This is a genomic window from Kitasatospora sp. NPDC056138, from assembly GCF_042264695.1.
Taxonomy (GTDB): Bacteria; Actinomycetota; Actinomycetes; order Streptomycetales; family Streptomycetaceae; genus Kitasatospora.
On record NZ_JBHJVK010000051.1, the window covers coordinates 44,667 to 64,324 of the forward strand.

Below are 19,658 nucleotides of genomic sequence, written 5' to 3' on the forward strand. Positions count from 1 at the left end.
CGCGGTCGTACCGGGGACCGGAGCGGGCGCCCGGGCTCGACCGCGATCACCTCGCAGGGCTGCTCACCCCGGGGCCCGGGCCTCGGAGCCTCGGGGCCTGCGACACCTCGGCCTGCTCCGCCACCGCGCGGGCTGTGACGGATCGCGGGCCGCGACCGGGCGTGCTCCGACGCTTCCCGGCCGCGGGAGACGCGGCCGCGATCAGCGGTACTCGCGCAGCCGGGGGCGGACGGCGAGGACGGTCAGTGCCAGCGCGACGGCCAGCACCACCGCACCGCCCACGGCGAGACCGGGGCCCAGGTCGCGGTCGGTGGCGGCGACGGCGCCGTCGAAGGAGCGCTGGTTGATCGCGATGACGCCGTCCATCGCGTCGGCGAGCAGGCCGAAGTCCGCGTTCGACTGGCCGGCTCCGGTGCCGGTGTCGTAGGTGACGGCCTCCTTGAGGCGGCCCTGGCCGGACAACTGCCGGATCGTGCGGTCGTCCGACTGGTACTGCCGGTAGTCCGTCAGGACCTGCTCCGCCGCGTCCTTCTCACCGGGGAAGGTGATGTTGCGCAGCTCGTCGCCGAGGAAGCCGCCGAAGACCACCTCGGCCTGCGGGTCGGCCCGGTGGGCCGTGACGGCGGCGGCCAGAGCGGTGTCGTAGTCGGTCAGGCTGCCGCTGCCGCCCAGGCGGACCAGGGACTGGCTCTTGTCCCGGTAGCTCTGCTCGTAGGCGGCGGCGCGGGACGGGTCGGTGAGGTAGCGGCTCTCGTCCGCGTTCATGTCGTAGGCGACGGCGCGGGCGCGGCTCAGGGCGATCACCGAGTCGTACGCGTTGCTCTTGGCGACCACCAGATGCCGGTCGGCGGTGCCCGCGAGGGTGCAGCCGGTGGCGACGGCGACGACGGTGAGCGCGGTGACGGCGAGCAGCGCCGGGTTGAGGACCCGTCGGAACCGGACGGCGAGCGTGCGTTGCAGCAGGACCAGGGCGGCCACGGCCACCAGCCCGGCGGCGAGCAGCCACCCGCGTCCGGCGGCGAGGTCGCCGCGCCGGGCGGTGTAGACCCGGTCGACGGTGGCGGCGTTGCCGGCGGTCACCTGGTCGGCGGCGGGCAGCAGTTGCTGCCGCAGCAGGTCGGTGGCCTGGCGGTAGGCGTCGAGCGCCTCGGGCGAGGGCCGGCCGGCCGGGGCGTGCGCCTGGTCCTCCAGGAGCTGGGCGCGGGCGACCAGGCTCTCGTACTGGCCGAGGTCGTCGATGACGGTGTGGACGGCCTGCTCGCCGCCGGGGTCCCCGACGGCGGCCTCGGTGGCGCGCTGGAGGTCGGAGTCGGCCTGGGCGCGACGCCGCTCGTAGGTCTGCCGGGTCTCGGCGCGCAGCTTGGCGTAGTCGAGGTCGGCCCCGGCGAGCAGCAGGTCGGCCGCCTGGGCGTCCATGTCGGCGAGCGCGAAGTAGAGGTCGGCGGCACGGACGGCCTGCGGGGCCTTGTCGTGGCCGATGGTGTCGGTGCCGGCCCGGGCGCCGCCGAGGACGGTGGCGGCGACGGCGGCCGTGGTGAGCAGTGCGGCGAGGCACAGTGCGGTGAGGACCCGGATCACCCGGGGCGTCCGCCAGGAACGTGCCTTCAGGGCCGCCGATCGGAGCACCGCGAGACGGGGGACGCCGGGGGTACCGGGGATACCGGGGGTGCCTCGCGGGGCCGGTCGCGAAGGTGAGGTGTTCACGGCCGGCCCCGGAGGTGTCCCTCCCCCTGGTGCCGAGGTGGTGCGGGGGACGCGCGGCCCGGGTATCGGGCCGACCGGACCGGTCGGACCACTGTCCGCCGCCCCCGGCGGACGTGTCTTCCCTGCCGGACCGGCCGGTCTGCCCGATGCACCCGCTGTCATGACCGCGCGTCCCCTCCCCCATCACCTGGCCGCCGGTGGTCGGACGGTGAAGGTCTTCACCGGCGGTGGACGCGGCCTGCCTCTCCCCCGAGGAGCAGAGCCGTTTCCGCACCGCTGACGCTACGGCGCCCGGACCTTGGCACCGCGCTCCCTGACGCGCCCTTTGCGCCCCGGCGACCGATCTTGACGCCTCGTTGACGGTCGCCCCGGCGAAGGCCGTGCCCGGGCCGGGCAGCAGCCGTCAGGGTTCGAAGCGGTAGCCGATGCCCGGTTCGGTGATCAGGTGGCGGGGCCGGGCCGGGTCGGGTTCCAGCTTGCGGCGCAGTCCCGCGAGGTAGACCCGGAGGTAGTTCCCGTGTTCCTCGGCCTCGGGGCCCCAGACCTCGCGGAGGATCTGCCGACCGGGGACCAGGCGGCCGGGGGTGGCGAGCAGCAGGGTGAGGATCTTCCATTCGGTGGGGGTGAGCCGGACCGGTCCGTCGGGGCCGGTCACGGTGGTGGCCGGTAAGTCGACGACGTGGTTCCCGACCGTGACCGTGGTCGCGGCCTCCTCGCTGCCGGGGCGGCGCAGCACCGCGCGCAGCCGGGCGAAGAGCTCGTCCATGACGAAGGGTTTGGTGAGGTAGTCGTCGGCGCCCGCGTCGAGCGCGCTGACCTTGTCGACCGTGGTGCTCCGGCCGGACAGCACGATGATCGGCATGGCGCTCCAGGCGCGCAGGCCGCGGATGATGTCCATGCCGTCCAGATCGGGCAGGCCGAGGTCGAGCAGGACGGCGTCCGGGATCAGGCGTCCGGCGGACTCCAGCGCCTCGGCGCCGGTCGCGGCCGTGAGGACGGCGTAGTCGCGGGCGTGCAGGTTGATCCGCAGGGCGCGCAGCAGCTGGGGTTCGTCGTCCACGACCAGGATGTGGTTCATGGGGTGGGTTCTCCCGTTCCGGCGGCGGGCAGGGTGAGCAGCATGGTGGTTCCGCCACCGGGGGTGTCCTCGACCTCCAGGGTGCCGCCCATCGCCTCGGCGAGGCCGCGGGAGAGGGCGAGGCCGAGGCCGACGCCGGTGGTGTTGTCGGTGTCGCCGAGGCGCTGGAACGGGAGGAACACCCGGTCGCGGTCCTCGGGGGCGATACCGGGGCCACGGTCGATGACCCGGATCTCCACCCGGTTCTGGTGGCTGCTGGCGGCGACCAGGACGGGTGCGCCGGGGGCGTTGTGGCGCAGGGCGTTGGTGATGACGTTGGCCAGCACGCGCTCCAGCAGCGGCGGGTCGGCCAGCACGGGCGGTGCGGTGTCGAGGTCGAGCGGCTGGACGGGGGCGTCCGGGTCGGCGAGCGAGTCGAGCGCCCGGGGCAGCACCTCTTCGAGGTGGGTGGGCGCCAGGTGGAGGATGAGGGCCCCCGCCTGGAGGCGGCTCATGTCGAGCAGGTTGTCCACCAGCCGGGTGAGTTTGACCAGCGACTCGTCTGCCATGGTGAGGAGTTCGGCCTCGTCCTCCGGGGAGAACTCGACGTCGGGGCTGCGCAGCGAACCGATCGAGGCGAGGGCGGCGGCGAGCGGGGTGCGCAGGTCGTGGCTGACGGCGGCGAGCAGGGCGGTGCGCATCCGGTCGGCGGCCTTGATCGGTTCGACCTCGGCGGCGACGCTGGCGAGCCGGTCGCGCTCCAGCGCGGCGGCGACGTGGGCGGCGAAGGCGGTGAGCACCCGCTGGTCGGCGGCCGGGAGCCGGCGGCCGGTCAGTATCATCACGGCGTCCGCGCCGACCGCGATCTCGGTGACCGCCTCCCCCGAGGCCCCTTCGGCCCCGGCGTCGCTGCGAGCCAGCACCTCGCCGTTGGAGCGGTCGAGCAGGGCGACGGTGGCCATCGCGAAGGCCGTCCGGGACTTCTCCAGCAGGGCGGGCACCGCGTCGGCGCCGCGCAGCACGCTGCCGGCCAGGGTGGAGAGGGTCTCCGCCTCGGCGGTGGCGCGGGCGGCCCGGCTGGTGAGTCTGGCGGCGTGGTCGACCACGGTGGAGACGGTGAGGGCGACCACGGCGAAGACCAGCAGGGCGATGACGTTGTTGGTCTCGCCGATGGTGAAGGTGTGGGTGGGCGGGATGAAGAAGTAGTTGAGCAGCAGCGAGGCGACCAGCGAGGCCAGCAGGGCGGAGACCGCACCGCCGAGCAACGCCACGGCCACGACGCCGAGTTGGAAGATCAGTGCGTCGGTGGTCAGGTTGACCTGGGTGTGGAACTGGGAGAGCACGGTGGTCAGCAGGGTGGGCACCACCAGGCCGGCGAGGTATCCGGCGATGGTGCGGTTGCGGGAGTGCCGGCGGCCGAGCGAGGGCAGCCGTCCGCGTCCGGTGAACTCGTGGGTGACCATGTGGACGTCGATGTCCTCGGAGGCGTCCACGGTGGTCTCGCCGATGCCGGGACCGGTGAGGAAGCGGGTGATCCGGCCGCGCCTGCTGGTGCCGAGGACCAGCTGGGTGGCGTCGCGGCCGCGGGCGAAGGCCAGCAGCGCGGTGGGGATGTCGTCGCCGACCACCACGTGGTAGCTGCCGCCGAGGGTCTCCACCAGCTGTCTCTGCTGGGCGAGCGCGCCCGGTGAGGCACCGGCCAGGCCGTCGCTCTTGGTCACGTGCACGGCGAGCAGTTCGCCGCCGGCGGTGCGGTCGGCGATCCGGGCGGCGCGGCGGATCAGGGTCTCGCCCTCCGGTCCGCCGGTGAGCGCGACCACCACGCGCTCCCTGGTCTCCCAGACCCGGTCGATGTTGTGGCTGGCCCGGTAGTCGCGCAGGCCCTCGTCGACGCGTCCGGCCACCCAGAGCAGGGCGAGTTCGCGCAGCGCGGTCAGGTTGCCGACCCGGAAGTAGTTGGAGAGCGCGGCGTCCACCTTCTCCGCCTTGTAGACGTTGCCGTGGGCCATCCGGCGGCGCAGGGCCTGCGGGGCCATGTCGACCAGTTCGATCTGGTCGGCCCGGCGGACCACCTCGTCGGGGACGGTCTCCCGCTGCGGGATGCCGGTGATCTTCTGGACCACGTCGTTGAGCGACTCCAGGTGCTGGATGTTGACGGTGGTGATCACGTCGATGCCCGCGTCCAGCAGTTCGTCGATGTCCTGCCAGCGCTTGGCGTTGCGCCCGCCGGGGATGTTGGTGTGCGCGAGCTCGTCCACCAGGACCACGGTCGGCCTGCGGACGAGCACCGCCTCCAGGTCCATCTCCTGGAACTCGGTCTCGCGGTAGGTGCGGGTCAGGCGCGGCACGATGTCCAGGCCCGCCAGCATGTTCTCGGTGTGCCGGCGCCCGTGGCACTCGATGTACCCGACCACCACGTCCGCCCCGCGCTCCTGCCGTCTGCGTGCCTCGTCCAGCATCCGGTACGTCTTGCCGACACCGGGTGCCGAACCGAGGTACACCCTCAACTTCCCGCGGCGGGTGAGGGTGCCGGGGGTGAGGTCACGGGACATGGGCGCTGCTCTTTCCTTGCGGAGGGCGTGCGCGGGGGCCGGCACGCAGGCGGGTACACGGGCGACCGACCCGGGTGCGGGGCGCAGGCCCCCGTACCCGGGTCGGTCGGATCACTGGGTCGTCCGTGACATTGTCACTTCTGCTCGCTCAGCGCCTTGTTCAGCAGGACGACGTTGACGCCGGGCTGGCCCAGGAACCCGATGGAACGGCCGTCGGTGTAGGTGTCGATCAGGTGGTTGAGGGTGTCGGCGGACAGGCTGCGGGCCTTGGCGACCCGGCCGACCTGCTCACGGGCGTAGGCCACCGAGATGTCCGGGTCAAGCCCGGAGCCGGAGGCGGTCAGCGCGTCCACCGGGACGGTGGCCGGGGCGACGCCGTCGAAGGCGGCGACCGCGGCCCGCCGGTCCTCGACCGCCTTCAGCAGGTCGGCGCTGTTGGGGCCGAGGTTGCTGGCGCTCGAACTCTTGGCGTCGTAACCGGTGCCGGCGGCGGAGGGGCGCGGCTGGAACCACTTGGGGTCCGGCTGGGCCTCCTCGTTCGGGTCGTTCGGGTCCTTCTTGGGCAGGTTGTAGCTCTGGCCGAGCAGGCTGGAGCCGATCTCCTTGCCGCCGGAGCTGACGAGCGAACCGTTCGCCTTGCTCGCGAAGGCGACCTGGCTGATCCCGGTGACCAGCAGCGGATAGGCGAGACCGAGGATCACGGTCATCACCAGCAGCATCCGCAGCGCGGTCAGGTGCGTGCGCACGGCGGTGGGCAGTGGCTTGGACATTTCCTGCTTCTCTCAGCTCAGGCCGGGGATGAACTGCACGACGAGGTCGATCAGCTTGATCCCGATGAACGGTACGACCAGACCGCCGAAACCGTAGACTCCGATGTTCCTGCGGAGCAGCGAACTGGCGTCGGACGGGCGGTACTTGACGCCGCGCAGGGCGAGCGGGATCAGACCGATGATGACCAGCGCGTTGAAGATGATCGCCGAGGTGATCGCCGAGGTCGGGCTGTGCAGACCCATGATGTTCAGGTGCTTCAGGCCCGGGTACACGCTGGCGAACATCGCCGGGATGATCGCGAAGTACTTGGCGACGTCGTTGGCGATCGAGAAGGTGGTGAGCGCACCCCGGGTGATCAGCAGCTGCTTGCCGATCTCGACGATCTCGATCAGCTTGGTCGGGTTGGAGTCCAGGTCGACCATGTTGCCGGCCTCCTTGGCCGCCATGGTCCCGGTGTTCATCGCGACGCCGACGTCCGCCTGGGCCAGCGCGGGAGCATCGTTGGTGCCGTCACCGGTCATCGCGACCAGCTTGCCACCCTCCTGCTCCTTCTTGATCAGGGCCATCTTGTCCTCGGGCGTCGCCTCGGCCAGGAAGTCGTCGACCCCGGCCTCCTCGGCGATCGCCTTGGCGGTCAGCGGATTGTCACCCGTGATCATGATGGTCTTGATGCCCATCCGGCGGAGCTCGTCGAAACGCTCCTTCATGCCCTCCTTGACGACGTCCTTGAGGTAGATGACGCCGAGCGCACGGGGGGCCTTGTCGCCGATCCGGGAGGCGACCAGCAGCGGGGTGCCACCGGCGGCGGAGATGCCGTCGACCAGCTGGGTGATGTCGTCGCCGACGCTGCCGCCGTTGTCGGTCACCCACTTGGTGACCGAACCGGCCGCGCCCTTGCGGACCGAGTGCACGCCGTCGGCCTCGTCGAGGTCGACGCCGGACATCCGGGTCTGCGCGGTGAACGGCACCCAGGTGGCGTGCGTCAGCTCGCCCTGGGCGCGGGCCCGCAGGCCGTACTCGGTCTTGGCCAGGACCACGATCGAACGGCCCTCGGGGGTCTCGTCCGCGAGGGAGGAGAGCTGGGCCGCGTCGGCGAGCTCGTCGACGGTCACGCCGCTGGCCGGCTGGAACTCGGCGGCCTGGCGGTTGCCGAGGGTGATGGTGCCGGTCTTGTCCAGCAGCAGGGTGTTGACGTCACCGGCGGCCTCGACCGCGCGGCCGGACATCGCCAGCACGTTGCGCTGCACCAGCCGGTCCATGCCCGCGATGCCGATCGCGGAGAGCAGCGCGCCGATGGTGGTCGGGATCAGCGCCACGATCAGCGCGACCAGCACGATCATCGACTGCGGGGCGCCCGCGAAGGTCGCCATCGGCTGCAGGGTGACCACGGCGATCAGGAAGACGATCGTCAGGGACGCCAGCAGGATGTTCAGCGCGATCTCGTTCGGCGTCTTCTGCCGGGCGGCGCCCTCGACCAGGGCGATCATCCGGTCGATGAAGGTCTTGCCGGGCTCCGAGGAGATCTTGACCACGATCCGGTCGGACAGCACCTTGGTGCCGCCGGTCACCGCGCTGCGGTCACCGCCCGACTCGCGGATCACCGGCGCGGACTCACCGGTGATCGCGGACTCGTCGACGCTGGCCACTCCCTCGACGACGTCACCGTCGCCCGGGATGATCTGTCCCGCCTCGACCACCACGTGGTCGCCGAGCTGGAGCGCGGTCGCCGAGACCTCCTCCTCGTCCTGCTCGGCGGGCCAGTTCGTCAGGCGGCGGGCGGTGGTGTCGGTCTTGGTCCGGCGCAGCGTGTCGGCCTGCGCCTTGCCGCGGCCCTCGGCGACGGCCTCGGCCAGGTTGGCGAAGACCGTGGTCAGCCAGAGCCACACCGTGATCGCCCAGGCGAACACGCTCGGGCTCGCGATCGCCGACACGGTGGTGACCACCGAGCCGACCTCGACCACGAACATGACCGGGTTCTTGACCATCACCCGCGGGTCGAGCTTCTTCACCGCGTCGGGCAGCGAGGAGACGATCAGCTTGGGGTCGAGCAGGCCACCGGAGACTCTGTGCGGAGCGGCGGCCTCGGCCTGCTCTACAGGCGTGGGGGTAAGAGTGGACGACATCAGTGGAGACCTTCCGCGATCGGCCCGAGAGCCAGGGCCGGGAAGTAGGTGAGGCCGACGACGATCAGGACGACGCCCGACAGCAGGCCCACGAACAGCGGCTTGTGGGTGGGCAGGGTGCCCGGGGTGGCGGGAACGGGCTGCTGCTGGGCGAGCGATCCGGCCAGCGCCAGGACGAACACCATCGGCAGGAACCGGCCGAACAGCATGGCCAGGCCCAGCGCGGTGTCGTACCACTCGGTGTTCACCGTCAGACCGCCGAACGCCGAACCGTTGTTGTTGCTGGCCGAGGTGAACGCGTACAGCACCTCGGAGAAGCCGTGCGCACCGGAGTTCAGCATCCCCGCCCGCTCACCGGGCAGCGCCATCGCGACACCGGTGCCGACCAGGACCAGCGTGGGTGTGGTGAGGATGTAGAGGGAGGCGAACTTCATCTCGCGGCCGCCGAGCTTCTTGCCCAGGTACTCGGGCGTGCGGCCGACCATCAGACCCGCCACGAAGACCGCGACGACGGCCAGGATCAGCATGCCGTACAGGCCGGATCCGGTACCGCCGGGGGCGATCTCGCCGAGCATCATGTTGAAGATCGTGAGGCCGCCGCCGAAGGGGGTGAGCGAATCGTGCGCCGCGTCGACCGCACCGGTGGAGGTCAGCGTGGTGGAGACCGCGAAGAGGCTGGAGGCCGCGACGCCGAAGCGCTGCTCCTTGCCCTCCATCGCGCCGCCGGCCGCCTGCAGCGCGGCACCGCCGTGGTGCTGCTCGGCGAGCGTCATCAGCGCGGCGGAGGCGACCCAGAACAGGCCCATCACCGCGACGATCGCGTAGCCCTGGCGGTTGTCGCCGACCATCCTGCCGAAGGTGCGCGGCAGCGCGAAGGCGATCACCAGCAGCAGGAAGATCTCCAGCAGGTTGCTGAAGCCGGTCGGGTTCTCGAAGGGGTGGGCGGAGTTGGCGTTGTAGAAGCCGCCGCCGTTGGTGCCCAGCAGCTTGATGACCTCCTGGGAGGCCACCGGGCCGCCCGGGATCGACTGGGTGTCGCCGCCGAGGGTGGCGATGTCGTGGAAGCCGTGGAAGTTCTGCACCACGCCGGTGGCCACCAGGACCAGGGCGAAGACGATCGAGAACGGCAGCAGCAGGCGCAGCGAGATCCGGGTGAGGTCCACCCAGAAGTTGCCGACGCGGTCGGTCCGGTTGCGGGTGAAGCCCCGGATCAGCGCGGCCACGATGGCGATGCCGACGGCGGCGGAGACGAAGTTCTGCACCGCCAGCCCGGCCATCTGCACCAGGTGGCCCATGGTGGACTCACCGGCGTAGGACTGCCAGTTGGTGTTGGCGACGAAGGAGACGGCGGTGTTCCAGGCCGTGTGCGGCTCGACCCCCTTGTTGCCCAGGCTCAGCGGGAGCACGCTCTGGATCCGCTGGAGCAGGTAGAGGAAGAGCAGCGAGACGGCGGAGAACGCCAGCACCGAGCGCAGGTAGACCGGCCAGCGCTGGTCGGCGTCGCCGTCCACGCCGATCGCGCGGTAGAGACCGCGCTCGACTCTGAGGTGCTTGGTGGTGGTCAGGAGCTTGGCGATGTAGTCGCCAAGCGGGCGGTAGCACAGGGCCAGGGCGCCGACCAGGGCGATGGCCTGCAACCAGCCCGCGAGCGTAGAACTCATGTCAGAACTTCTCCGGGTAGATCAGCGCCACGACGAGGTAGCCGACCAGTGCGACGGCGACGATGAGACCTGCGATGTTCTCGGCAGTCACAGCTTCTCCACCCCCTTCGCGATCAGGGCCAGGACGACGAACACGGCAACCGTGACGCCGACGTAGATGAGATCGGGCATGGGTTCCACCAAAGTGGTTCAGGGTGTGTGGTCGCAGGCGCCCCGGAAGCCCCTCACGACGCCGACGGGAGGCCGGCATGAGGAGCCAACCAGCCGCCGACCGCCGTTTGCGCGACCCTGACGCCCTCCATACGGGTGGATCGAAAACATTGACGCATCCTTGATGACCGCTTCACACACCCGAGACCTGGCCTTGTCCCGACCGTTCCACAACAGCCGAAAGGCCCCGGGAGACCCTCCTCCCACGCTGGTCAGAGCGGGGACGGAGGGCCTCCCGGGGCCCGGGGGGGAACGTCACCCGGCGCCGGTGGCACACGGCGCCGGGTGGGCACGGGGTCGCTCAGGCCGGCTTGCGGCCGTGGTTGGACTTCTTCTTGCGGCGGGCCTTCTTCTTGCGGGCGCGCTTGGACATACGTGGTCTGCTCTCTGACCCGGCGTCTGCGGACGGTCCGGTGTCCGTGGGTGCGGTGGTGTCCGTGGGTTTGGTGATGCCTTCGAGTCCGGTGATGTGTGGTGGTGTGTGACGACGTGCTTGGGTGCGGCTGTGGCTGCCGATGACGCGGCGTCAGGCCGAGGCGACCAACTGGTCGGCGAGCTTGGCCAGGCGGCGGCGGGAACGCTCCTCGTGGACGGCCTGGGCGGTCTGCGCGATCTCGCCGCCGTCGTAGTACGCGCCGTTGACCAGCGCGGTCCCCGGCAGGCAGAGGCGGACCACCGCCGCCGCACCCTCGGCCGGCGGCGCGCCCACCCGTCCGTAGAGGGGCAGCAGCGCGGTGTCGCACAGCCCGGGGTTGAGGCTGACCGCCGTGGTGCCGGTGCCCTCGGGGGCCATGTCGCGGGTGGCCATGGTCAGCGCGAGCTGCGACTGCGCGTACGCGGCGACCCGGGAGTACTTCTTGACCCGGTGCGGGTCGGTCCAGTTCATCGCGGCCGTACGGTGCAGGGAGGAGGACACGTTGACCACCCGGGCGTCCCAGGCCGCCGCCAGCGGGCCCTGCAGGTGCCTGGTCAGCAGGTGCGCGGCAAGGAAGTTGACCTGGAGCGAGACCTCGTTGCCGTCGTCCGTCAGGGTGCAGCGCTCCGGTGCCATCACCGCCGCGTTGTTGACCAGCAGGTCGAGCGCGGGCACCGTGCGGGCGACCGTCGCGGCCAGCACCGACACCGCCGCCAGGCGGGTGAAGTCGGCTGAAAAGGTGAGGAGTTGGGAGCGTTCGGCGCCGGCGGCGACCAGTCGCTCGACCGCCTCCTCCCCCTCGGCGGCGGTGCTCGCGTGCACGATGACGGTGGCGCCGTGCTCGGCGAGCAGGCGGGCACTCTCCCACCCGATGCCGGAGGAGGCGCCGGTGACCAGGGCGGTCCGGTTCGACAGAACACGGTCCGCGGGGGACGGCAGGGACGACAGGACTGCGTCGGGCATGACCCATCCAAGGGGTTGCGGGCGCGTCCCGGGGTGCCGCCGCGCGACCGAACTGCGCGGCGGGGGCCGGGATTGCGAGATGTGTACGTGCTGAACCTCCGCGTGCGCCGGAACGCGCACGGGAGTGACACGCGGGCGAGCCCCGGTCACGAGTACCGGAGGCCCGCCTGCGGCGCTACCGGAGCGTGGCTTCGCGGGGAGGAAGCGCTACCGGATGGCGACGAAGACCGCGACAACAGCCCCCGCCCGCGGATGCGGCGGGCGGTCGTGGTGGCGTGTCGAGCAGGTCATGCCCTCATTCAAGTGGACCGCCGATCGTCCGGGCAAGGACGGTTCACCCTCCCTGATGAATCCTTGATGCCGGATCAGCCCTGCGGGTTCTCCGGGCTCCGCGAGGCCCGGCCGGTGCCGTCGGGCGCCACGGCGCGGCGGGCGGCGGTGTCGGCGAGGAGCCGGGCCAGGTCTGCGGGGATGTCGAGGTGGTGGGCGATCCAGGCGGCGTCGTGGCCGTGGGTGGCGAGCACCCAGGCGGTCTGCAGGCAGTTCTGCCCGGGGTCGGCCGTGGTCGGCCGGCGGCGGGCCAGTTCTTCCGCGGGGAAGCCCGTCAGGGCGTCGGCGCCGTACCACCGGCCGTCCGGGGGCGGCGGGGGTGCGGCGGGGCGGTCCCGTCGGGCGGCGGACCTGCGGCGCTGCAGCACCACCGCGACCACCACGAACACGGCCGCCCCGGCACCTGCCAGGGCCGCCCCGATCAGCGGCCGGACGGGGGTCGGCGCCAGGCCGAGGAAGACCAGCTCCACCACCAGCAGGGTGAGCACGCCCAGCACCGCCAGTCCCTCACCCGTGCGCGGGTGGACGGCCCGGCCGGCCGGGGCCCGGGGGTACGCGGCCCGGGGGCGCGCGGCGCGGTCGGCCGGGGCCCGGGGATGTGCGGCGCGGGGCTGGATGTACGGCCTCATCGCAGTGCCTCCGCTTCAAGTCTCGCACCGGTGCACGGGCACCGGCACCGGCACCGACACCGACACCGGGTGACCGGGACCGGACGGCCCGGGACCGCAGCCCGGGCGGTCAGCCACAAAGGCCGGCCCCGGCGGTCGGCCACGATGGCCGGCCCCGGCACAGGTGGTCGGGCGAGGTGGCCAGACGAGGGGGCCGGACGAGGGGGCCGGACGGGCCGGTCAGGCGGGCCGGTCAGGCGAGGGCTTCCTCCTCGGGCCCGGTGGGGCCGTCCTCCAGGTGCCAGTGCAGGTCGCGGACGGCCGGTTCGAGCGAGAGCCGGGAGACGACCTGCTCCAGCGCGGCGGTGACATCACCCGTGATCGCCACCGTCGCCCGGACGCCGGTGACCTCGCCCCGCTCGCGGCGGGCGCGCAGCCCGATCGGCGCCAGGCCCGAGGCCGCGAGGGCCTGCAACAGCAGGGCGCGGACATGCGTCTCGGACTGCCGCTCGCACTCCAGGTGGACGGTGGCCCGCACGGTCGTGTCGGGGTCGGTACCCGCGAGCGGGGCCCGGTCGATCAGGCGGCCCGCCGGGCGCAGCACCAGGTGCACGGCCAGCACGGCCAGCGTCCCCAGTGCGGCCAGGTCGTACCGGCCGGAGGCGGCGAGCACCCCGACGGCGGCCGAACACCATAGGGTGGCGGCCGTGTTGAGCCCGCGTACGCCCGCACCGTCGCGGAGGATGACACCACCGCCGAGGAAGCCGATACCGGAGACGACGTACGAGGCGACCCTGGTCGGGCTGCCGACGTCGCCGACGGCCTCGCTGTACAGCACGAACAGCGTCGCTCCGGCGGCGACCAGCGCATTGGTGCGCAGTCCCGCCATCCGGGCACGCCACTGGCGTTCGACACCGATGAGCGCCCCGCAGGCGACACCGGTGGCCAGCCGGAGAATGAAGTCGATCGTGGTCAGGGTGTGCATCGTGGCACCTCCTCGTCGGTGAATGAACGTAGTTGACAGGGCGTCAGGTCGCCACGACCGCCAGACTCGGGTCGTACTTGTACCCGATCCGGCGGGCAGTGGCGATGCCGGCGCGGTGGCCCGGACCGGGCTTGCGGCGGAGCCGGGCGCTGGGGGCACCCCCGGCCGAAGGCTGGGGAGGGTGTCGAGGGTGCGGCTGTCGCCGTTGTCCGGCCGCTCCCGGACGGCCTCCATCAGCTGGCCGCGCGAGTGCACCCGAAGCGGACTTCGGTGCGCACTTCGGCCGCCGGGGAAGGCGACCAGGGGAGGTGACCAGGGGAGGCCGCCAAGGGGGCAGCCCGGGAGGCGGTCGGGGGAGGGGCGGGCGACAGGCCCGCCTCCCCCGACCCCGGGGTCACTGGGAGAGCGCCACCTGGACGATCTTCACGATCACCAGCACCATCGCGACCAGCAGGTACGAGCGCAGTGCACCCATGCCGATCTTGCGGGCGGTGGACATCGACGGGCGGGCCAGGGTCTCCACCGGCGGCATCCGCCACGCGTCGCGGGCCGTGCGGTCCTGGGGGGCCGGGGTCCGGTCCTCCTTCGCGGCGGTGCGCCGACGGGTGAAGGAGTACCCGGCGGCCAGCACGCCGAGGACACCGCAGACGGCCATGATCTGCAGGATCGTGTCGGCGCTGATGTCCGGGAAGAGGACGGCGGCGGTGAGAACGACCGACAGGGTGACCAGGACTCCGACGACCGCCGAGGTGAACGCGTTGGTCTTGGGCCCGTTGACCCAGGGGCCGAGCACCTGACGGTCGTTGCAGAGCAGCAGCAGGAAGACCGTGGCCGAGGGCAGCAGCACACCGGCCAGGGTCTGGACGCCCTCGGTCAGCAGGCCGAGCGGAGACCCGGGGATCAGCACGATGGTCGCGGCGAGCCCCACCAGGCCGGCGTACACGGCGTAGAAGCCCTTGGCGCCGCCGACGCCCCGGTGCAGCGAGTGCTTGAGGCCGAGCACGTCACCGATCGCGTAGGCGGTGGAGAGCGAGACGGCGAAGGCGCCGATGATCGAGGCGTCCAGCAGTGCGATGGCGAACAGCACGCCGGCGACCTTGCCCGCGTGGTCCGCCAGGCCCTTGGCCACCCCGGCCGCGTCGGTGAACTGGCCGACGCCGCCCGTGCCGGCGAAGGCGGCGGCGGTGAAGCCCATCATCGCGGCGGCCCCGACGACCACGACCGCGATCCCGATGACCAGGTCGGCCTTCTCGTACTTCATGAAGTGCGGGGTGATCCGCTTGTCGATGACGTACGACTGCTGGAAGAAGAGCTGCCAGGGCGCGACGGTGGTCCCGACGATACCGATGATGAGCAGCATCACGGTGGACAACTCACCGGCGCCACCGGGCATGTTGGGCACCACGAAGTCATGCGCCAGCTGCGAGGTCTTCGGGTGGACCATAAAGTAGATGGGGACCAGCAGCAGCGATCCGGCGCAGAGTGCGATGGCGATCCGCTCGAAGCGCTGGAAGGAGCCGGTGAAGGCGGAGGCGATGATGATCGCCGCAGCGAGCACCACGGCGGCCGCCTTGGGCAGTCCGAGGTATCCGGCGGCCAGGGTGATCCCGATGAACTCGGTGACCAGGGTGAGCGCGTTGAGCAGGAACAGGTCGATCACGCTGAACGCGCCCCAGAACCTGCCGAAGCGCTCCAGGATCAGCCGGGCGTGGCCGACCCCGGTGACGGCCCCCAGTCTGAGCACCATCTCCTGGTTGACGTAGAGCACGGGGATCAGCAGGAGCAGCGTCCACAGCAGGTGCGTGCCGTAGTTCTGGCCCGCCTGGCCGTAGGTGGCGAAGGCACCGGCGTCGTTGTCGCCCACCATCACGATCAGACCGGGCCCGATGATCGCCAGCAGGGTCTTCAGCTTGGCGGAGAGGCCGTGGCGCGGAGCGGTGTCGTCGAGGCTGATGGTGCCCAGGGCGCCCTTGATGTCGCCGACGTGGGCGTCGTCGAGCACTGCGGCGCGGGGCGCCGGGATCTCGGGCGTGGTCATCGTGGTGATGTCGGTCATGGCGAACCTCCCTAACCCCCCGGTTCAGGGGGAGAGTTCGGGCAGGCGGCAGCAATTCTCCGCACGGGGGCACAGCACGGCAGCCCATGGCGCCATGACGCCACGGGGGCATGCGGACACGACTCATGAAGGCATGAGGACATGAGGTCGTGAGGACATGACGGCATGGCGCCGCGCACTGAGCTGACGAGGTGTCAGGAAGACTCGTGGAGAGAGTTGTTACCGCGTGCCAATGGAGAACGAGGACATGCGGATGTGGGGTCGTTTATGACCCGGACTACTGCAACTCGAATCCATGTCTCTCGCCTCCTTCCGGCCGGGGCGCACGCGTGCGCCGTATCGACACGGCAAGGAGCGGACCGGCCGGAACGGCCGGTTCACCCCAACTCGTCAGAGCTTTGGCACTCCACGGCGTGATCCGGCCCTTGAGCCGGAAGCCACTTGGGATCAACCCTTAGGTCGGGAAGATCTGTCCTGATCCGGAGCGTCTCTCGACGGTTGGGATCAGTGGCCTGTGTCCGTGAAGACGCCTCACCGAACGAGGTGCCTTTTCAAACCTCATCAAGCGTAGACCACCGAAAGGGCACCTCAGTCACATTTACCGAATTTTGACCGACCCTCCGGCCGAAGCGGGAACCTCGGTACCGGTCTTCGGAATTCCGGTACGCACGACCCGTTCCCCCACTCCCCATTTCCGGGCCCGGCGCCTTCAGTGCTCCGCGCGCTGCCCTCGGGCGCCGCCGTGCACCATGGCCTGCCAGAGCACGCCCGGCGCGAGGAGCCGGGCCGGCGGGGCGGTCAGCGACAGCGTGTCGACGAACGCGGCCTGCGCCACCCGGCTGCTCCGGGCCGCGCTCAACACCCGGTCCAGATAGGCGTGCTGGAACCTCAGCAGCGGTCCCCGGCGGCCGCCGACGGTGGCCTCGTAGCGGAGGTCCTCGGAGGAGGCCATCTGCCAGGCCGTCTCCGCCACCCGGAACACCGCCCGCTGGACCCGCCTCGTGGGCACCGGAAGTCCAACCGCCCTGTCGGCGGCGGACGTTGTCACCCCCGACCCACGGGCTCCGCGCCCGCCGGCCGAGAGCAGGCCGCGCAGCACGAGCGCGGACCGGGCCGCCACCGTCATGCCCTGCCCGTACATCGGGTTGAAGGTGCAGGCGGCGTCGCCGACCACCAGCAGCCCCTCGGGGAGGCCGGCCAGGCGCTCGTAGTGCCGCCGACGGCTGGGCGGCGGACGGAAGCCGTGGATCCGACCGGCCGGTTCGAGGCCCTTGAGCACCTGGTGCAGGTCCGGCGCCCGCAGCTCCCGGGCGAAGGCGAGGAACCCCTCGGGATCGGTGGGCGCGCTGAAGCCGCGCATCCCGCCGATCGTCACCATCCAGCGGTCCCCCTCCACCGGTAGCAGGACGCCGAAGCGCGGGTTGTGCCCCGGGCTGGGCTGGAGGTACAGCGCGCGCCCAGCCGGCAGCTCCTCGGCCCGGCGGAACAGCCCGGTGGCGTAGCTGACCCCACCGTCGACCACGCTCTCCTCGGGGACGTCGAACCCAAGGCCGTTCAGCCAGTGGGGAGTTCGCGAGGTGCGGCCCGTGGCATCCACGACCATCTCGGCGGCCAGCACGGTCTCCGAGCGGTCACCGCTGCCGCGCTCGCGGCAGCGGACTCCGGCGATCCTGGGCCCGGCGACGGCCAGCCCGACGGCTTCGACACCGTCGCGCGTCTCGACGCCCGGGTGCGACAGCACCTGGTGGCGCAGCGCCCAGTCGATCAGCGGCCGGGTGAAACAGACGATGCTGTGCCGGGACGAGAAGGTGTCGAGCCAGCCGGCGGGGGTGAGCCAGCGGATGTCGGTGGGCAGCCCGAGGTGCTGCGCGCCTTCACCGGCGAGCAGCGCGGTCGTTCCGGGCAGCAGCTGCTCGATGGCGTTCAGCCCGGCCGGCATGAGCAGGTGGGCCTGCCTGGCCTGCGGCACTCCCCCGGCGAACTCGGCCTTCGCTGGACGGCGGTCGCGCTCCACCAGGGTCACCCGCCAGCCCGCCTCGGCGAGGACCCAGGCATGCAGCAGCCCGGCCAGGCTGCCTCCCAGGACGGCGGCTCTGCCAACCGGCTGCGGCATATCGGCCCCTCTCCGGGCCTCTCGGCCGGCTCGGTGTCCGTCGGATCGTGCGCGGTGTCCAGTGACCCAGGAGCGGTGTCCAGCACTCCGGGGGCGGTGTCCAGCACCCCGGGGGCGATGCCCAGTGACCCGGGGCGTACGGCAGTTCAGCGCACGACGGTGCGAAGTGGTGCACGACGGCGCGAGTAGGGGCGTGCGGAGCGGGCAGGGGGCGTACGAGATCGGGCCGAGTGCATTCTGCCCACCGGAGCCGGGCCGCTAACCAGCATCCGCCGAGCCCGGAGACGGACCCGGCGCAGCCTCGGGTATTTTGACAGTACATCAACACATAAGTGGGGACTTCTCCCCATTTCTCTGTTAAGGTCGCGGCCGAGGGGTCGGCGCCCGCCGACCCGCCGATCGTGCGAGGTACCGCCGTGAGCACTCCCCCGCCCGCATTTCCCGTGGTCCGCACCGCCCAGGGCGCCGTCCGAGGCGTCGGATCGGCGGGGATCGCCTCGTTCCGCGGCATCCCCTACGCCCAGCCGCCGGTGGGTCCGCTGCGCTTCGCCGCCCCCGCCGCCGCGCTCCCCTGGGACGGCGTGCGCGAGGCGTTCGCCTTCGGCCCCGCCGCGCCCCAGCCGTTCCTCGGGGCGGACCTGCCCGGCGGAGAACCGGGCACGGCCGCCGAGCACGAGTGGCTGACCGTGAACGTCTGGACCCCCGAGACCGGTCCCGCCGGGCTGCCGGTCATGGTCTGGTTCCACGGCGGCGGCTACCTGGCCGGGGACAGTTCGGTGCCGACCTTCGACGGGGCACGGCTCGCCAGGGAGGGCCGGGTCGTTGTCGTCTCGTTCAACTACCGGGTGGGGGTGGAGGGTTTCGCCCACATCGACGGAGCCGTGGCCAACCGCGGGCTGCTCGACCAGTTGGCCGCACTGCGCTGGGTGCAGCAGAACATCGAGGCCTTCGGCGGCGACCCGCAGCGCGTGACGGCCTTCGGGCAGTCGGCGGGCGCCGGGTCCATCGCCGCACTGCTGGCCATGCCCGACGCTTCGGGGCTGTTGCGGCGGGCCGTCCTGCAGAGCGTCCCCCGGCTGTACTTCAGCAGCGCGCTGGCCCGGGACATCGCGAGCGAGCTCGCCGCGCTGGTCTGGCTCCCGGCCGACGCCGACGCCCTGCGAGCCCTGCCACCGGAGCAACTCGTCGTCGCAGCAGGTCAGTTGGGTTCACGGATGCCCAAGCACGCCGACCGCTGGGGTGCGGTCGCCGACGCGGCGATGCCCTTCGCGCCGGTGGTCGACGGCGAGGTGCTGCCGCAGGACCCCTGGACGGCCCTCGCCGCCGGCCGGGCACGCGAGGTGGATCTCCTGATCGGCCACACCCGCGACGAGTACCGGCTCTACCTGGTGGCGGGCGGGCTGCTCGGCAGGATCGGCGCGGAGCAGGCCGCGCACGCGCTGCGCACCTTCGTCCCCGGGGCGGACGGACCTGCCGCCTACCGTGCCGCCCACCCGTCCGCCGACGCCGGCACGCTCCTCGAACTCGCCTGCTCGGACTGGCTGTTCCGGATGCCCACGGTCCGGCTCGCCGAGGCCCAGGCACGTGCGGGCGGCAGCGCCCACCTGTTCGAGTACGCGCACACCGCAGGTGAGCTGGACGGCGCGTTCGGCGCCTGCCACGGCAGCGAGGTCCCCCTGGTCTTCGGCACCTACACCACCGGCGTCGCGAACCCCTTCCACGCGAACCCGCCGGCCCCGGCCACCGAGGCCCTCGGCGTCCGGATGCGCCGCACCTGGACCGGCTTCGCCGCGACCGGGAGCACCGACTGGCCGCGCTACACCCCCGAGGCCCGCCTCACCCGTGTCTTCGACACCGCGGGCAGCGCGGATCCGGGGCCCACCGGGACCCGGCAGGCGGTCACGTACCCGCACGAGGCCGCCCGCGCGATCTGGGCCGAGCACCCGATGGAGACGCTCGACCTCCTGCACTGACCGGACTCCCACGCCGACCGGGCTCCCGCACTGACCGGGCTCCCGCTCTGTGGCGGGACTCCCGCACTGCGGCGCAGCGTCCGCCCGGCCAGCCGACGGCCCCGGCCCACCGTTCGCGGCGACGGCCGGGCCTGGGC

13 protein-coding genes and 1 riboswitch are annotated in these 19,658 nt (G+C 72.0%); of the genes, 1 reads left to right on the plus strand and 12 read right to left on the minus strand.

The features are described from left to right. Window positions 1-201 precede the first annotated feature (201 nt). The 12 genes from ACFC1R_RS26925 to ACFC1R_RS26980 form a co-directional block, all read right to left on the minus strand. Window positions 202-1,578, minus strand: coding sequence for a hypothetical protein (locus ACFC1R_RS26925; protein ID WP_375942824.1), 1,377 nt, complete (start codon window positions 1,576-1,578; stop codon window positions 202-204). 529 nt (window positions 1,579-2,107) lie between these two features. Then, on the minus strand, window positions 2,108-2,782 hold the full coding sequence (locus ACFC1R_RS26930) for a response regulator (RefSeq protein ID WP_375942826.1): 675 nt from the start codon (window positions 2,780-2,782) through the stop codon (window positions 2,108-2,110). Beyond that, entirely contained in the window at window positions 2,779-5,313 is a 2,535-nt protein-coding gene (locus tag ACFC1R_RS26935; RefSeq protein ID WP_375942828.1) for an ATP-binding protein, read from the minus strand. The genes ACFC1R_RS26930 and ACFC1R_RS26935 overlap by 4 nt, the downstream gene beginning before the upstream one ends. A 134-nt stretch (window positions 5,314-5,447) precedes the next feature. After that, window positions 5,448-6,083 (minus strand): potassium-transporting ATPase subunit KdpC, encoded by a 636-nt coding sequence (gene kdpC, locus ACFC1R_RS26940; RefSeq protein ID WP_375942830.1) that lies wholly within the window; start codon window positions 6,081-6,083, stop codon window positions 5,448-5,450. 12 nt (window positions 6,084-6,095) lie between these two features. Beyond that, entirely contained in the window at window positions 6,096-8,207 is a 2,112-nt protein-coding gene (kdpB, locus tag ACFC1R_RS26945; protein WP_375942831.1) for a potassium-transporting ATPase subunit KdpB, read from the minus strand. Further along, the gene (gene kdpA / locus ACFC1R_RS26950) at window positions 8,207-9,868 is read right to left on the minus strand and encodes a potassium-transporting ATPase subunit KdpA (RefSeq protein ID WP_375942833.1); all 1,662 of its coding nucleotides are present in this window, start codon (window positions 9,866-9,868) and stop codon (window positions 8,207-8,209) included. Before kdpA ends, kdpB begins: the two co-directional genes overlap by 1 nt. Before the next feature lies 1 nt (window position 9,869). Beyond that, window positions 9,870-9,959: a K(+)-transporting ATPase subunit F gene (gene kdpF, locus ACFC1R_RS26955; protein WP_045305809.1), complete on the minus strand. Its 90-nt coding sequence runs from the start codon at window positions 9,957-9,959 to the stop codon at window positions 9,870-9,872. Between the two features lie 645 nt (window positions 9,960-10,604). Next, window positions 10,605-11,456, minus strand: coding sequence for an SDR family NAD(P)-dependent oxidoreductase (locus ACFC1R_RS26960; RefSeq protein WP_375942835.1), 852 nt, complete (start codon window positions 11,454-11,456; stop codon window positions 10,605-10,607). 365 nt (window positions 11,457-11,821) lie between these two features. Next, the gene (locus ACFC1R_RS26965; protein WP_375942837.1) at window positions 11,822-12,415 is read right to left on the minus strand and encodes a hypothetical protein; all 594 of its coding nucleotides are present in this window, start codon (window positions 12,413-12,415) and stop codon (window positions 11,822-11,824) included. A gap of 232 nt (window positions 12,416-12,647) precedes the next feature. Next, window positions 12,648-13,379, minus strand: coding sequence for an MgtC/SapB family protein (locus tag ACFC1R_RS26970; RefSeq protein ID WP_375942839.1), 732 nt, complete (start codon window positions 13,377-13,379; stop codon window positions 12,648-12,650). A gap of 394 nt (window positions 13,380-13,773) precedes the next feature. After that, window positions 13,774-15,435, minus strand: coding sequence for an NRAMP family divalent metal transporter (locus ACFC1R_RS26975; protein ID WP_375942841.1), 1,662 nt, complete (start codon window positions 15,433-15,435; stop codon window positions 13,774-13,776). A gap of 374 nt (window positions 15,436-15,809) precedes the next feature. Next, window positions 15,810-15,985: riboswitch (M-box (ykoK) riboswitch) on the minus strand. Window positions 15,986-16,144: 159 nt separating this feature from the next. Then, on the minus strand, window positions 16,145-17,548 hold the full coding sequence (locus ACFC1R_RS26980; protein ID WP_375942843.1) for an NAD(P)/FAD-dependent oxidoreductase: 1,404 nt from the start codon (window positions 17,546-17,548) through the stop codon (window positions 16,145-16,147). A gap of 416 nt (window positions 17,549-17,964) precedes the next feature. Between ACFC1R_RS26980 and ACFC1R_RS26985 the strand changes: the two genes are divergently transcribed. Next, window positions 17,965-19,521 carry a carboxylesterase/lipase family protein gene (locus tag ACFC1R_RS26985; protein WP_375942845.1) on the plus strand — a complete coding sequence of 519 codons (1,557 nt, stop codon included), beginning with the start codon at window positions 17,965-17,967 and terminating at the stop codon, window positions 19,519-19,521. The last annotated feature ends 137 nt before the right edge of the window (window positions 19,522-19,658 follow it).